At 72.8% G+C, this 15650-nt stretch carries 9 protein-coding genes; 7 read left to right on the top strand and 2 right to left on the bottom strand.

The features are described from left to right. Positions 1-329: 329 nt before the first annotated feature. The 5 genes from drmA (at position 330) to ALLO2_RS13045 (ending at position 11278) form a co-directional block, all read left to right on the top strand. Positions 330-4490: a DISARM system helicase DrmA gene (gene drmA / locus ALLO2_RS13025; RefSeq protein ID WP_035732382.1), complete on the top strand. Its 4161-nt coding sequence runs from the start codon at positions 330-332 to the stop codon at positions 4488-4490. Beyond that, positions 4490-6418, top strand: a complete 1929-nt coding sequence (gene drmB, locus ALLO2_RS13030) for a DUF1998 domain-containing protein (RefSeq protein ID WP_035732383.1) — start codon at positions 4490-4492, stop codon at positions 6416-6418. Before drmA ends, drmB begins: the two co-directional genes overlap by 1 nt. Positions 6419-6429: 11 nt before the next feature. Next, a complete protein-coding gene (locus ALLO2_RS13035; RefSeq protein ID WP_232235077.1) occupies positions 6430-8655 on the top strand; it encodes a class I SAM-dependent DNA methyltransferase in 2226 nt (741 codons plus the stop codon). 197 nt (positions 8656-8852) lie between these two features. Continuing rightward, positions 8853-10388, top strand: a complete 1536-nt coding sequence (locus tag ALLO2_RS13040; protein WP_035732424.1) for a serine/threonine-protein kinase — start codon at positions 8853-8855, stop codon at positions 10386-10388. A 239-nt stretch (positions 10389-10627) separates the two neighbouring features. Beyond that, positions 10628-11278 (top strand): DUF402 domain-containing protein, encoded by a 651-nt coding sequence (locus ALLO2_RS13045; RefSeq protein WP_035941618.1) that lies wholly within the window; start codon positions 10628-10630, stop codon positions 11276-11278. Positions 11279-11297: 19 nt separating this feature from the next. Here ALLO2_RS13045 and ALLO2_RS13050 read toward each other — a convergent pair whose 3' ends face one another. After that, positions 11298-11744, bottom strand: coding sequence for a TIGR03668 family PPOX class F420-dependent oxidoreductase (locus tag ALLO2_RS13050; RefSeq protein ID WP_035732427.1), 447 nt, complete (start codon positions 11742-11744; stop codon positions 11298-11300). Between the two features lie 82 nt (positions 11745-11826). Here ALLO2_RS13050 and ALLO2_RS13055 point away from each other — a divergent pair, with 82 nt between their 5' ends. Beyond that, positions 11827-13596, top strand: a complete 1770-nt coding sequence (locus ALLO2_RS13055) for an ABC-F family ATP-binding cassette domain-containing protein (RefSeq protein WP_082456715.1) — start codon at positions 11827-11829, stop codon at positions 13594-13596. Positions 13597-13612: 16 nt separating this feature from the next. Here the strand turns inward: ALLO2_RS13055 and ALLO2_RS13060 are convergent, their stop codons facing one another. Then, on the bottom strand, positions 13613-14791 hold the full coding sequence (locus ALLO2_RS13060; protein ID WP_023841049.1) for an HAF repeat-containing protein: 1179 nt from the start codon (positions 14789-14791) through the stop codon (positions 13613-13615). Between the two features lie 214 nt (positions 14792-15005). Here ALLO2_RS13060 and ALLO2_RS13065 point away from each other — a divergent pair, with 214 nt between their 5' ends. Beyond that, positions 15006-15647, top strand: a complete 642-nt coding sequence (locus tag ALLO2_RS13065; RefSeq protein WP_232235078.1) for an adenylate kinase — start codon at positions 15006-15008, stop codon at positions 15645-15647. Positions 15648-15650 lie beyond the last annotated feature (3 nt).

The following is a 15650-nucleotide window of genomic DNA, read 5'->3' on the forward strand; positions in this document are numbered from 1 at the left end:
GGTCGGGTCCGCATGATCGCGCGGTGGTCCCATGCGCGGTGGTCCCATGCGCGGTGGTCCATGCGCGGTGGTCCCATGCGCGGTGGCCACGTTGTGGGGGGCAAGGCACGGTCCAGGGGACCGTGGACCGTGCTCAGGTCCTGCGCATTCACCGGCCGACGTGTCGGACCCGGGTGGGATGGTGGCTTTCGTCGCCGATGACGGTGGTGTAGTCTGTGAACCGAGTACACAGCAATCAAGTATGCGGCGATCAAGTATGCGGCGATCGAGGGCACAGCATTCGTGGCGGGTCGTCGAGGCCCGGTGGATGCCGAGGGGGGAGACGCGCCGTGGTGGAGCCGGAGGCCGAGGGTGGGCTGTTCCCCGTGCCGCGGGGGATCCCAGGGGCGCTGGGGGCGCCGCCGTCGCCCGCCGCGCCGGGGGGCGCGGCGGGCGACGGCACCGGTGCGGGCGACGGGGCCGGTGCGGGCGACGGGGCCGGTGCGGGCGCCGACGGCCGTACGGCCGCGGAGGTCCTCGACGCGCCACAGCTCTTCGAGCCGGCGGCGTCCTATGAGGTCCGGGATGCCTTCGCCGAACTCGTCCGCCGGGATCTGCTCGGCCCGTGGGGCGGCGAGCGCGAGCAGTTCCACCCCAGGGCGATGGGCCCGCGCGAGCGGTACCTCGTCGGCATGCTCGGGCCGAAGCCGGCTCCGCGCGGTGCCCGGGAGGCCGCCGCCGCGGACGTCGTCGCCGACACGGAGACGGCTGTGCAGGGCGACGCGGACGCCGACCTGCCGGAGATCGCCACCCCGCAGAACCGGGGGCGGATCTGGGCGTCGTCGATGGGACTCTCCTTCGCCGTGCCGGCCGGAACTGACGTGCCGGCCGGAACCGACGTGCCGGCCGGAACCGACGGCACGGATCCGGTCGACGTCCTCGCCGTCACGGCGGCCTGGGGGCATTACACCAAGCGGGAGGTGGAGGACGACGAGGGCCGCAAGCGCAGCGCGTGGACCCGCGAACCGGTGGTCTTCGCGAACCGGGAGATCCGCCTGGACGATCACCTGGGCGCCGGTTCTCGGCGGATGCCGCTCGTCGGCGACGACGAGACCGGGGTCTTCCTCGTCGTCGCCGTCCGCGAGCGCGGTGCCCGTCGCGTCGTCGAGCTGACGCTGGTCAACAGCCAACCGGAGCCGCACTCGTCCGCGGACACGGCGTGGCTGTTCCAGCCGACGCTGTCGGTGACCGCGCTGGACGGCGCGCGCGCCGTCTTCCTGCCCGTCGACGATCCCGCGGACGAGTGGTCCGGCCCCGGTCTCGGTTTCGGCCCCGGCCCCGGCTCCCCCGAGGGCGGCGCGCCGCTCGCCGGCGCGCCGCCCCTCGACGCGGATCACGAGGATCTGCATCTCCAGCTGCTGTACCGGGGGGAGCGTCGCTACGCGACCGGTCGCAATGTCGCGGTGCATCCGCACGTCCGGCCCGGTGAGCGGTGCGCCCACCGGCTGGAGACCACCTGGCTGCCCACCTACGACGTGCCGGCGACGGTCGCGCCCGCCGGGCCCGGCACGCCGCTGGCCGGGGTCGAACTGGCCATGGACACTCTCGCCGTGGCCGGGCCCGCCGCCCTGCGGCGCGGGTTGACGCCCCTCGCCGACGGTTACGCATCCTGGCTCGACGAGCGCGAGGCCGAGGTCGCGGGCCTGCCGGCGCGGCTGCGCCCGGCCGCTCGCACGGCAATCGGCGACGCCCGCCGAGCGGCGGACCGTATCCGGGCCGGTATCGCCCTGCTCACCGACCAGGACCAGCCGCGCCACCGCGAGGCGCTGGCCGCGTTCCAGTTCGCCAACGAGGCGATGGCCGCCCAGCGCCGGCACACGGCGATCGCCCGGCTGCGCGACGAGCAGGGGCTGGACTACGCTGCGGCCGCCGCTGCTGTGCGGGCCCGGGGCGCGGGGGAGGCCTCCTGGCGGCCGTTCCAGCTCGGCTTCGTGCTGCTCAACCTGCCCTCCCTGACCGACCCGGCGCACCCGGAGCGGGCCGCGGACGCCACCGCCGTCGTCGACCTGCTGTTCTTCCCCACCGGCGGCGGCAAGACCGAGGCCTACCTCGGCCTAACCGCCTACACCTTCGCGATCCGCCGCCTACAGGGGACCGTCGGCACCGGCGCCGCGGCCCGCTCCGGCGAGGCCGGGGTCGCCGTCCTCATGCGGTACACGCTGCGGCTGCTCACCGCCCAGCAGTTCCAGCGGGCCGCCACCCTGGTCTGCGCCGCCGAGGTGCAGCGCCGTGCGAACCCGGCGACCTGGGGTGCCACGCCGTTCCGCATCGGTCTGTGGGTCGGCGGCGGGGTGTCCCCGAACCGGTTCGAGGACGCCCGCGACCAGGTCGGCGAGGCGCGCGAGGCCGGCGACGGCAAGCGGGCCAACGTCCTGCAGACCCTGGGCTGCCCGTGGTGCGGCAGCGCGCTCGGGGCCCATACCGACGCCCACGTCGACGAGGACCTCCGCCGGGTGCTGCTGTACTGCCCGAACGGCGAGGGGGCCGACGCCTGCCCGTTCTCCCGGCGGGCGGCGCCCGACGAGGGCCTGCCGGTGCTCACCGTCGACGAGGAGATCTACCGCTACGCCCCGAGCCTGGTCATCGCCACCGTCGACAAACTCGCCCAGCTGCCCTGGCGCGGCGAGGCGGGGATCCTGTTCGGCCGGGTGAGCCGACGCTGTCCCCGGCACGGGTACCGCCACGACGACCTCGACGCCCGCACCGGCTGCGGCGAGCGTCACCACAGCCGCGGCAGGCGGCCCGCCGTGACCAGCGAGCCGGTCGTCCGGCTGCGCCCGCCCGATCTGATCATTCAGGACGAGCTGCATCTGATCTCCGGTGCGCTCGGCACCACCGTCGGCCTGTTCGAGAGCGCGGTCGACGAGCTGTGCACCTGGCCGGTCCCGGCCGGCGCGCTCACCGGCCCGAAGATCGTGGCCTCGACGGCGACCACCAGGCGGGCTCGCGACCAGGTGCTCGGCGTCTTCGGCCGCGGCCTCGCCGTCTTCCCGCCCCAGGTGATCGACGTGACCGATACGTTCTTCTCCCGGCGGGTCCCGGTCACCCCCGCCACCCCGGGCCGGCGCTACCTCGGCGTCTGCGCGCACGGGACGAGGATGAAGTCCGCCGAGATCCGCCTCGCCGAGATCCTGCTCCTCGCCGGCCAGACCCTGTTCGACCGGCACGGCACCCCCGCCGAGCCCTATCTGACCCTCGTCGGCTACTTCAACGCCACTCGCGAGCTCGCCGGCATGCGCCGCTACCTCGACGACGACGTCACCACCCGGGTGCGTACCCACGGCCGGCGCAAGGGGCTCGCCAACCGCATCGTCACCGGTACCGGCATGCTCGCGATCTCGGAGCTGACCTCCCGGGTCTCGTCGGCGGACATCAGCGAGGTGCTGGGCCGCCTGGAGATCCCCTTCGACCCCGAGCTCGACACCTCCGCGCGGCGGGAGGCCGTCGCCGAGAACGTCCGCGCATCGTTCCGGAGCAGGGAGCGGGACCGGCGGGCACCNCACCCCCNCNCCNAGCGCACCCNCGCCCNGNGCAACCAGGACCGGATCCCGGTCGACGTGGTGCTCGCGACTTCGATGCTCCAGGTCGGGGTGGACGTCTCCCGGTTCGGGCTGATGGCCGTGATCGGCCAGCCGAAGAACACCGCCGAGTACATCCAGGCGTCCTCCCGGGTCGGCCGGGACGCCGGCCGCCCGGGTCTTGTCGTCACCCTGTACAACTGGGCCCGGCCGCGGGATCTCGCTCACTACGAGGACTTCGAGTACTACCATGCGACCTTCTACCGGCAGGNGGAGGCGCTGTCCGTGNCCCCGTTCNCCCGCCGCTCCCTCGACCGGACCGCCACCGGCACGTTCGTCGCCGCCGTCCGGCACGCCGACGAGGCGAACACTCGCAACGTCAACGCCCACGACGTGGACCTCGCCGGCCCGACGGTCAGTGGAGTGATCGACCGGCTGCTGGCCCGCGCCGAGGCCGTCGCCGGGCCGCGCGGCCGGGAGTACCTCGAAGAACGGATCCGGCAGCTGATCGAGAGGTGGGAGCTGACGAGGACGGGCCCGTCCCGCATCGGTTATCGCACGGCCGGGGGACAGCAGCGGGTCACCGGCCTGCTGGAGCCCGCCGGGCACGTCCGCTGGGACGTTCTCACCGTCGCCCAGTCGATGCGGGAGACCGAGCGCGAGATCAACCTGCTGGTGCCCGGCCCCGCCGAGATCTTCACCCCCGCCTACGGCGAGCCGGGCTGGGCGTTCGGCGCGCCGCCGGACGCCGACGGTACCGGTGAGATCGGCAGCGGCGGTGAGATCGGCAGCAGCGAGGNGGACGACAGGGACGAGGNGGACGACGAGGCCGCCCCGGTCGGGGACGAGCTGGGGGAGACGGCCTTCGCGGCGGCACGGGCGGGCCGTCCGGCGCGGTCGGCCCGCGCAGCGCTCCCGGGGAGGGGTATCTGATGGTCACGGCGTTCCACCGGCGGGTCGGCGCGGTCCGGCCCAGCCACCTGATGTTCACCAGCGGTGTCGGCGCGCTCGTCGACCTGCCGAACTTCTCCGCGATCGTCCGCGGCGTTGACGACTGGGACTACCGCAACGTCCCCGAGTACCAGCCGATCGTCGAGCCGCGGTTGCTCGCCGCCGTGCGGCGGCTGTACGACCGGGGCGTCACCGAGCTGCGCCCGGCCCCATGGGCGGAGACCGATGCGGGCGACCGCAGCGGGCAGGGCGCCCGCATCGGCGTGCCCACCGTGCCGTTCCCGAACTGGCTGCGCTGCACCGCCTGCAACGAGCTGGACGTGATCGCCTCCCGCGCGTTCGGGTTCGAGAACCCGTGGCTGACCCGGCCCCAGGACGCCCGCTTCTTCCACGGCACCTGCGGGCGGAAGAAGACCGGCCGCCGGCCGCTCGCGGTGGCGGCCCGTTTCGTGCTCGCCTGCACCGCGGGTCATCTCGACGACTTCCCCTACCCGATGTTCGTGCACCGGGGCGCGCAGTGCGCCAGGGCGAGTCATCCCCGGCTGCGGATGGAGGACCGTGGCGGCAACCTCGGCGCCAACGTCGAGATCCGGTGCGTGAACTGCGACGCCCGGCGCAACATCCGGGAGGCCATGGGTCGTCGCGGTGCGGGGCACCTGCCACGCTGCCGGGGCCGCCATCCCCACCTGGGGACCTTCGCCGATGGCGGGTGCCCGCAGGAGTCCCGCCTGCTCGTCGTCGGCGCCTCCAACCAGTGGTTCGCCCAGACGCTGTCGGTGCTGTCGGTGCCGCGGACTGGCGCCAGCGAGCTGGCGGTCAAGGTCGAACAGCACTGGGAGGTCTTCGAAAAGATCAACAATATGGCGATTCTGGACTTTGCCCGCTCAGCGCCGATCCCGGTGTTCCGTCAGCTGGAGAAGTGGTCGAACGCCGAGATCTGGGCCGCGGTCGAGCGGCATCGCGCCGCGATCGAAACCGGCCCGGCCCCGGGTTCCGACGCCGACGGCGAGCGGGCCTACCCGGATCTGCGCACCCCGGAATGGGAGATCTTCTCCTCCGCCGTCCTCCCGGAACCCACCGACGATTTCGCCCTGCGCCGCGAGCCCGGCGGTGTGCCGGCACCGCTTGCCGGCTGCTACGCCGACGTCGTGCAGGCCGAACGCCTGCGGGAGGTACGGGCGCTGACCGGGTTCACCCGGCTGGACGCGCCCGACCCGGACGACCCCGACCTCGTCATCCGGGCGCCGCTGGCCCGTGGGCCGGCTTCCTGGGTACCGGCGAGCGAGGTCCGCGGCGAGGGCATGTTCCTGCGGGTGCCCGAGGAGATCCTCGGCCCGTGGGCGCGCCGCGTCGCGGACAGTGTCGCGATGCGCGAGCACCGCGACGCCTACAGCCGATTCCGGGTGAACCGCTACTCCGACCGGATCGCCGGGGACTTCGACCCCATGCAGGGCTGGCCCGGGGAGCGCTTCCTCGCCCTGCACACCCTGTCCCACCTGCTTATCCNGACTATCGCGCTGGAGTGCGGCTACAGCTCGGCCAGCCTGAGCGAACGCATCTACGCCGGGGACGACGGCGACCCGCGCGGCGGCATCCTCATCTACACGGCCGTCCCGGACGCGGAGGGCACCCTGGGCGGGCTGGTGTCGCTGGCCGAGCCCGACCAGCTGCTCCGGCTGACCCGCCGGGCCCTCGCCGACGCCCGGCACTGCTCGTCCGATCCGCTGTGCGCCGAGCGGCTGCCGTCGGCGCCCGCCGACTTCCTGCACGGAGCCGCCTGCCACGTCTGCCTGTTCGTGTCCGAGACGACCTGCGAGCGTGGCAACCGCTTCCTCGACCGCCGGTTCGTCGTGCCCCTCGGAGACGAGCCGCAGGACCGCGCCCTCGCCCTGTTCGGCGGGCTGCCGTGAACGGGCTGCCGGTGAAGACCAGCGGCNGGGACACGGCGAGCTCCGCGGCTGTCACGGCCACGGCCACGGCCACGGCCACGGCCGCAGACACGGCCACGGTCACCGCCACCGACATCGCCCGGCTGGCCGGAGTCGGGCGGGCCGCGGTCAGTAACTGGCGGCGCCGGTTCGCCGACTTTCCCGCACCCGTCGGGGGGACGTCGACCAGCCCGCTGTTCGCGCTGGCCTCCGTGGCGGACTGGCTCGCCCGGCATGACCGACCGTTCCAGGTCGAGGCGGCCGACCAGGTGTGGCAGCGGATCCGGGGGGCCGTCGATGATCCACGCCTCGGTGAGGTGACCGGCCATCTCGGGGGTTTCCTCATTTATCGTCAGCGGGATCCCGCGGGCGCCACGGCACTGCTCGGGGAGAGCGACGCGGTGGCGGCCGTATCCCTGGAACCGGCGATCGCCCGCGCCGTGCCGGAGCTTCCCGGTGGTTTCCCCGATACCTGGGAGACCGGGTGGGTGGCGATCGCCCGGGTCGCCGCCGAGGCGGCGGACCGGCACGGCCACGCGGAGCTCTTCGACGCGCTGCGCGCCCGCTACCGCGAGGTCTGCTCCCGGCAGGTGGCGGAGCCTCCGCGGGCGGTCGGGGAGCTGATGGTGACCCNCGCCGGCCTGCGCGGCCGGTCGGGGGCCGCCACGGTGCTCGACCCGGCCTGCGGGATCGGCGGGCTGTTGGAGGCCGCCCGGGCCGCGGGGGCGGGCCGCCTGCTCGGCCAGGATGTCAACCCGACGATGGCGCGGGTGAGCGCCGTCGGACTGCTGCTGCGGGGTGGTGACGCGCGGATCGTCGCGGGCGATTCGCTGCTCGCCGGCACCTTCGCCGGGGAACGGGCCGACGCGGTCCTGTGCGCCCCGCCGTTCGGGCAGCGTTCCTGGGGCTACGACGAGCTGCTCGGCGCGCCGTGGTGGCGCCACGGTGTTCCACCGCGGGGGGAACCCGAGCTGGCCTGGGTGCAGTACTGCCTGGCGCACGCCCGGGACGGCGCGCAGGTGCTGGTCATCATGCCGGCGGCCGCCGCGTCGCGCCGTGCCGGGCGCCGCATCAGGGCGAACCTGCTGCGCGCCGGGGAGTTGCGCGCCGTGCTGGGGCTGCCGCCCGGCCTGTTCCCGGCGGGATCGGCCCCGGATCTGTGGGTGCTCCGCCGCGGGGCCGGCCCCGATGCCGGTGCCGGTTCCGATGCCGGTGCCGGCGGGGCCGGGGCGACGCCCGCTCAGGTGCTGCTGGGCCTGGCGCGCGATGAGATCGCCGTCGTCGAAGCGGCCTGGGCGTTGTTCGTCGCCGCTGGCGGGTTCGGCGGCGACACCGCCGCCCAGGCGGACCAGGTGGCCGACGACGCCGATCTGCCGGCGGGATTCCGGCGGATATGCGTTGCGGACCTCCTCGACGACGAGGTCGACGTGAGCCCGCGACGCTACATCGACCATCCTCCGGAAAGAACCGCTGTCGGTGAATTTCCCGCGGTCGGTGAATTCCCCGCTGTCCGGGAGGATTTCCTGGCGACGGTGGCCTCGTTGTCCTCGGCGGTTCCCCTCCTGACCCCACCGAGGGGATCCGGACCGGCGGACCGGCCGGCTTCGTTGAGCGTCACGTCGAGCGTCACGATCGGTGAGTTGGCAAAAGCCGGATCGTTGACGATCCTGATGGCCCCGTTGCAGACCAGGGCCGGGGTCGGTGACCTGCCGTTGCTCACCGCGGGCGATGTCCGGCATGGGCGGGGCCCGTCGAGCCGGACGGAGGAACTGGCCGGAATGCTCGTTCTCCGGCCCGGCGACGTCGTCTGTGTGACGGCGTCGGGGGAGAGCATGGCCCGAGTCGTCGAGGACGCGGGCGCCGTTCTCGGGCCGCGGGTGGTGCTCCTGCGGGGCGATCCCGACCGGCTCGATCCGTACTTCCTGGCCGGGATCCTGCGGGCGGCAGGCCATCGGGCGCACGGGCGATCCGGTGGTGGCGCGGATGCCCAGGCCGCCGGTCGCTCGGGTGGATCGTCGCCGCGCGCCGACCCGCGGCGGGTCCGGATACCGGTTCTCCCGCTGGCCGAACAGCGTTCCCGGGGGCTCGACTTCCAGCGCCTCACGATGGTCGAGAAGTCGCTGCGCAACGCGGTGGAACTGGCCGAGACCATCGTCCGGCTCGGTCATCTCGGAATCGCCGACGGAAGCCTGCGGGGCGGGGAGACAGGTCCCGGGTAATGACACCCCTGCCCGGTACACAGGTCCGGCCGAAGCCTTCTCCTGGTGACGCTGAAGGCGGCGCGGTGCAGCCCGGATCAGCAACTCGACAATGCCGTGGCCGGCCGACAATGCCGTGGCCGATGCCGTTTCCGGGTGGGGGTAGTGTTCCCGGGGATCGGGCGGGAAGGGACGGGGGCACGGTGGCCGCGCGGTGGATGATCGACAGGCGGTATGAGCTCGAGGCTGTTCCATTGGCCAAGGGCGGAATGGGTGAGGTCTGGGTCGGCCGGGATGTGAAACTCGACCGGGAGATCGCGGTCAAGTTCGTCCGTTTTCCCGACGGCCAGCCCGACCAGGAGCTGATCCGCCGGTTCATCCGGGAGTCCCGCATCACCGCCCGCCTGCTGCATCCGGGGGTGCCGGCGGTGTACGACGCGGGTACCCACGAGGAGCGTCCCTACCTGGTCATGCAGCGGGTGCACGGCCTCAGCGTGGCGGATCTCGTCGCCGAGCAAGGCGCGCTGCCCGTCGGCTGGGCCGCCGCGATTGCCGCCCAGGTGGCCTCGGTGCTCGCGGTGGCGCATCGGGCGTCGCTCGTGCACCGCGACCTCAAACCGGCGAATCTGATGCTGGAGCCGGACGGTACCGTGAAGGTGCTGGACTTCGGGCTTGCCGTTGCGCTCGACCGGACCAACCTGTCGAAGATCACGGTGACCGGCCAGCACCTCGGCAGCCCTGCCTACATGGCGCCCGAGCAGGTGCTTGCCGGCCTGAGCACGCCCGCCACCGACATCTACGCGCTGGGTGCCACGCTGTTCGAGATGTTGACCGGTCAGCGGCTGTTCGCCGGTGCGTCGTCCTACACGGTGATGAACAAGCAGGTCGAGGAGGTCCCGGCGCGGGTGCGGTCGCTGCGCGCCGACGTGCCGCGCGGCCTCGACGAGCTGGTCGCCGCGATGCTGAGCAAGGCACCGGAGGATCGCCCGTGCGGCGTGGAGAAGGTGTACGCGGCGTTGATCGGATCCGTGGTGGACCTCGGCCCGCTTCCCGGGGCCGTCGACGACGCCGTGGACAACCCGGTACGGATGTACGCGGCGGTCGCGGGCCGGGTGGTACCGCGCGGGGCGGCCCGGAACACCGCCGCCTCCACACGGGGATCCGCCGCTGGACCGCCCGGGGAATCCGGTGGCGGGGTCGGGCGGTCCGAGCTTCGTCGTGCCCGGGACGAGGCTCGGACGTTGGCCCGGGCTTCCCGCTACAGCCAGGCCGCCGGTGTGCTGGCGGCGGCGGTGGACCGGGCCGGTCGTGCCCTCGGCCACGACAGCGCGGACGTGCTCGCGCTCCGTCTCGATCTGGCGGACCACCTGTTCGAGGGCGGTGACTTCCGCCGCGCCGTGGACGGCTACCGCACGCTTCTCGTCGATCTCGTCCACCGGGACGCTCCGGACAGCGAGCGGGTTCTGCGCTGCCGTCTGCGGGAGGCGACCTGCCGGGCCCTGATCGGTGAGACCGGCCAGGCGCTCGAACAGCTTCGTGGGCTGCTGGAGGACGAGATCAGGGTGTTCGGTGCGGACGACGCCCAGGTCTTCGAGCTGCGACGGCAGATCGGGCTGTTGCAGCTCGGCGCCGGCCATCGGGCGTCGGCCACCGAGACCCTATCGGCGCTGCTCGCCGATCTGCTCAGGGTCTGGGGGATGGAGCATCCGATGGTGCCCGTCGTCCGGGAGCTGCTGGCCGGTGCCGTCGGTTGATCGACGGCGGAATCGACCGTCACGAGCGTCCCATCCCGTCTGTTGTGAGGTTGTGGCGGGGGACACGCCGGGGCGGGGCGGCACCGTACAGTCGGACGGTGACGAAGCCGGAAAGCCCCGTGGCGTACGATCCCGGTTCCCAGGCTGGTCCCCATCCCGGTCCCCAGGCATCGCCACCGCCCGCTTCGGGCGCCGCACCGGCGGGTCCGTTCGTCCCNGGCGGNTTTNTNCCGGGCGAAGTGGTCGTGCACCGGTCGTTCACCACCAAGCGGCTCGTCTTCGTCCGCGCGGGTCACGTGGTCGGCCACGATGAGCGCGGCCTGCGGCTGTGGATCCCGCACGGCTGCCCGATGGCCGTCGAGCTGAGCACGGACGGTCGCGGCCTGCGCGACATGCCGTTCGCCGAATGGATCCGCCAATCTACGGTGCTGGTGACGAGGCCCTGGCCTGGGCCGAACATCCTCATGCTGATCCCGCCGGCGGGCGCACACTCGGTGTGGTGGTTCTGGGACCGGCAGGGGCGGTTCGCCCGTTGGTACATCAATCTCGAGGCACCCGCCGTGGCCTGGCGCTACGACGGACTCGTCGGGGTGGATACGACCGACCACGACCTCGACCTGTGGGTCTGCCCGGACCGGACCTGGCAGTGGAAGGACGAGCACGAGCTCGCGGAACGGCTCGCGTTTCCCGAGCACTACTGGGTCACCGACGCGGCGGCGGTGCGGGCCGAGGGCGAGCGGCTGCTGCGGCTCGTCGAGGCGAGGGCGTTCCCGTTCGACGGCACCTGGTGCGATTTCCAGCCGGACCCGTCCTGGCGCACACCGGATACCCTGCCTCCCGGCTGGGACCGCCCGCGGGCGCCGGGTACGACCGAAACCGGCCCGCGCTGAGGGCGATGTCAACAGCCGGCTACGCCGAGAAGGCCCACCCTGACCAGCGGGCCACCGTCACGATGATTGCCGGCCCGGCGGGCGGGGCAGCCTGGTACTGGTCATATCGGGCGATGAGCAGTTCGACGGCGGGGGCGTGTCCGGGTTCTCCCGCCCGGACGATGCGGGCCTCGCCGTCGGCGCGCGCCCACCACAGCCGCGACCAGTCGTCGTCGTAGGCGTCGACGAGCAGGCTGACCTGAGGATTCTCGGTGATGTTGCGCAGGCGCCGCAGACCCCCGAGCGTGCTCTTCGGTTTGTGATCGACTGCGGTGACGACGCTGGCGGCGCCCGCGTTCACGGCGCCCGCGTTCACGGCGAAGGTGACGGGCACGATGTGTGGACGTCCGTCGCCACCGGCGGTGGCGAGCCGGGCGACCCGCGCCGCGGNGAACCGGGNGCGGGCCTCGACGTCGGTCAGCCGCACGGTCCCACCGTAGGATCCCACCGGATGGAGGCGACCACAGGGGGCGGGACGCGATGCGTCGTCCATGCGCCAGACTGGTCAGATGTCCGCCACCCTCGTCGCGTCCGGCCTCACCGTCACCCGCGGTGGGGCGACCGTCCTCGACGGCGTCTCCCTCACCGTCGCGCCCGGCGACCGTCTCGGCGTGGTGGGGCCCAACGGCGTCGGTAAGTCGACGCTGTTGCGTGCCCTCGCCGGGCAGGTGACGCCCGACGCGGGCCGGGTGGATCTCGCGCCGCCGACCGCCAACGTCGGCCTGCTCCCCCAGGAACCCGACCGCAACCCCGGGGAGACCCTGCGGGCCTTCCTCGCCCGTCGCACCGGCGTCGCCGCGGCGCAGGCCGAGCTCGACGCCGCGACCGAGGCGTTGGCCCTGGGCATGTCCGGGGTCTCTGGCACGTCCGGGGCTTCTGGCACGTCCGGGGCTCCTGGCATGTCCGGAGTCGACGACCGCTACAGCGTCGCCCTGGAGCGGTGGCTGGCGATCGGCGCGGCCGACCTCGACGCCCGCGCCGAAGAGGTGTGCGCCGATCTCGGTCTGCCCGCGGGCGCGCTCGACAGCCCGACGACGGCGTTGTCCGGCGGGCAGGCCGCCCGGGGATCGCTGGCCGGCGTCCTGCTGTCCCGGTTCGACATCACCCTGCTCGACGAGCCCACCAACGACCTCGACTTCGACGGGCTGGAACGGCTCGAGCGGTTCGTCCAAGGCGTGCCCGGGGCGCTGGTCGTCGTCAGCCACGACCGCGAGTTCCTCGACCGCACCATCGACACCGTCGCCGAACTCGATCCGCACCGGCACGGCCTCACCCTCTTCGCTGGCGGATGGACGGCATACCTGCAGGCCCGCGAGGTCGCGCGGCGTCAAGCCCGGGAGCGGTACGAGGAGTACGCCGGCCAGCGAGCCGATCTCGTCGCCCAGGCGCAACGCCAGCGGGAGCAGGCGGTGCGGGGTTCGGTGCGGGCGAAGCGGCGGATGCCCGACGGTGACCGGGCTGCCAAGGGAGCCCGGATCGAGGCGGCGACGAAGAGCGCGGCCAGGGTCCGGTCCATCGAGTCCCGCATCGACCGGTTGGCGGAGGTCGAGGAGCCCCGCAAGGAATGGCAGCTGCGCATGTCGATCGCCGCCGCGCCCCGGTCGGGCGATGTCGTCGCGACATTGACCGGCGCGGTGGTGGCCCGGTCGGGCTTCACCCTGGGGCCGGTCGATCTGACGATCGCGTGGGCGGACCGGGTGGTGATCACCGGGCCGAACGGCGGGGGCAAGACGACCATGCTGGGTGCGCTGCTCGGCCGTATCCCCCTGGCCCGGGGGCACCAGGCACTCGGGTCCGGCGTGCGGCTCGGCGAGATCGACCAGGCCCGCGGCCTGTTCCGGGGTGAGGCCACGGCGCTGGCCGTCGCCGAGCGGGCGACCAGTTGGCCGGCGGGTGAGGTGCGCACCCTGTTCGCGAAGTTCGGTCTCGGCCCGGATCAGGTCACCCGGCCGGCGGCGTCCCTGTCGCCGGGAGAACGCACCCGGGCGGGGCTCGCGCTGCTGCAGGCGGTCGGCGTGAACTGCCTGGTGCTCGACGAACCCACCAACCACCTCGACCTTCCGGCGATCGATCAGCTCGAACAGGCGCTGGCCGGCTATGCGGGCACCCTGCTACTCGTCACCCATGATCGGCGCATGCTCGACACGGTCGCGGTGACCCGCCGGCTGCACGTCAACGGCGGCCTCGTCACCGAGAAGCCCCTCGTCACCGAGAAGCCCCTCGTCACCGAGAAGCCCCTCGTCACCGAGAAGCCCCTCGTCACCGAGAAACCATTGTGACGGCTCGCCGAGAACGTCAGGCGCCGGTGTTCGGCCAGAACGCCGCATGGGGAAACGGGGAGTCCGTGGTGGTCGCGGAACCGAGCACGACGTTGTTCGGGGTGGCGGCGTTGCCCGTGCTCACCGGTCCTCCGAGGGTGCCCAGATCGGTCAGCCGGCCGCGGTACCAGCGGAACGCGTGGCTGCCCTGACCCGAGGGCACCGTCCCGCACACCACACCGTGATCATTGAGGTCGAGAAGCTCCAGCGGGCCGAGCGGTGAGGTGATCGGGATGCGGCGACCCGCGATCCACAGGAACCCGCCACCCGACGATCCGAGGCTGCGCACCAACACCTGACCGAGCCTGTTCACGGCGACCGCCTCGCTGTGCAGGTCACTGCCGAGGGTCCCGAGATCGGTCATGCGGCCGCCGTCCCACAGGAACGCGCGGGAATGGCCGTCCGAGGTCTCGCTGGTCCCCACGATCTGCCTGGCGTTGTTCACGTCGGCGACGACGGTCGAGGAACCGCCGAGGGTCCCGAGATCCGATATTGTGCCGGCCGACCAGAGAAACCCGTGGCTGGCGCCCTCCCGGGTGAGGCTGTTACCCACCACCCTTCCCTGCACCGTGACGGCCACGGCGGAACTCAACGGTCCGCCAAGCGTGCCCAGATCCGTCATCGTGCCGTTCGACCACCGGTAGGCGTGCTGCTCGCCCGTATTGGTGGTGCTGGTCCCCACGATGAATCCGGTGTCGCTGACGTCGACCGCGGTACTGGACTGTCCGCCCTGACTGGGGGTGCCGCCGAGGAATCCCAGCGACTGATAGACGCCACGGTTCCAGCGGAACGCCTCCCGGCTGTAACGCGTGGTGTTCTCGCCGACGACCACGCCGGCCTCGCTCACCGCGGCCGGCCGGCTGTTCCCCGGCAGGCCGCGCACCGTACCGCCGTGGTAGACGAACCCACTGAGCTCGGAGGATGAGGTCTGCCAGTAGCCCGCGAAAAGGCCTGCGGTGTTGCCGCCGGTGAGGAGACCGGAGGCCCCGGTCGGGGATGGAATGTCCACGACGGCGGGTCGGGTGGGCGCGGGTGGGGAGGACGGCGCCGCGGTGGCCGCGCCCGCCGCGGTGGCCGCGCCGAGGTAGCCGAGCGACCAGGGCGCGAGGGTCGTGGCCACCGTGGCGGCACGGATGAATGTCCTTCGATCGTTCATCGCGAAATGATCTCCTCTGGCCGGCTGCCACGGTCAGCCGTCGACGGTGATCGGCCGACGTCGGTCGACCGGCTGGAGGAGTTCGTGGAGCCATCACGCAATGCCAACTCTCCGAGGCCGGAGGATTGCAACATGATCTACCGTCGTCAATCAACGACACGCTGGCACCGTCGGCGGCTCACCCCATCGGCTTGGCGGTGACGGTCGGGTCAGGATGAAGCACGATGTTTCGCCACCAGGCCGGGCGCACCAGTGGGACACTGACCGGGTGAATGCGCTCGGGACGAGCCGTGACTCCGCGCCGGCAGCGATGCCCTCTGACGCCCGGCGGATCCTCGTCGTCGGCAGCGGCGGGGCGGGCAAGAGCACCCTGGCGCGTGAGCTCGCGCGCCAGACCGGACTGCCGCTCGTGCATCTCGACCGGTACTTCTGGCAACCGGGATGGGTCGAGACACCCACGGCGCAATGGCGGTCCGTCGTCGCCGACCTCGTCGCCGAGCCCGCATGGGTGATGGACGGGAACTACGGCGGCACGCTGGACCTGCGCATTCCCGCCGCCGACCTCATCGTGTTCCTGGACCTGCCGCGGCGGATCACCATCCCACGAGTACTGCGACGCTGGGCGCGGTGGCACGGGCGGAACCGTCCCGACCTCGCCGCGAACTGCCCGGAACGGCTCGACCTCGCTTTTCTCACGTGGCTGTGGAGATATCCGAGTACCAGCCGCAACCGTCTCGCCGACAGCATCGCCGAACACCACGCCGGACACCGGGTCGTTCGTCTGTGTACCCCGCGTGAGGTTCGTCTCTGGCTGGCCGCCGTGGCCTATTCGGGAGTTCCAGCGGCCCGCCCGTGACGG

This window comes from Frankia sp. Allo2 (genome assembly GCF_000733325.1).
GTDB classification, from domain to species: domain Bacteria; phylum Actinomycetota; class Actinomycetes; order Frankiales; family Frankiaceae; genus Frankia; species Frankia casuarinae.

Excerpts from the sequence above, each read along its gene's own strand:
- ALLO2_RS13040 (WP_035732424.1), top strand. The coding sequence starts at position 8,853 with ATGATCGACAGGCGGTATGAGCTCGAGGCTGTTCCATTGGCCAAGGGC.
- ALLO2_RS13055 (WP_082456715.1), top strand. The coding sequence starts at position 11,827 with ATGTCCGCCACCCTCGTCGCGTCCGGCCTCACCGTCACCCGCGGTGGG.
- ALLO2_RS13060 (WP_023841049.1), bottom strand. The coding sequence starts at position 14,791 with ATGAACGATCGAAGGACATTCATCCGTGCCGCCACGGTGGCCACGACC.
- ALLO2_RS13065 (WP_232235078.1), top strand. The coding sequence starts at position 15,006 with ATGAAGCACGATGTTTCGCCACCAGGCCGGGCGCACCAGTGGGACACT.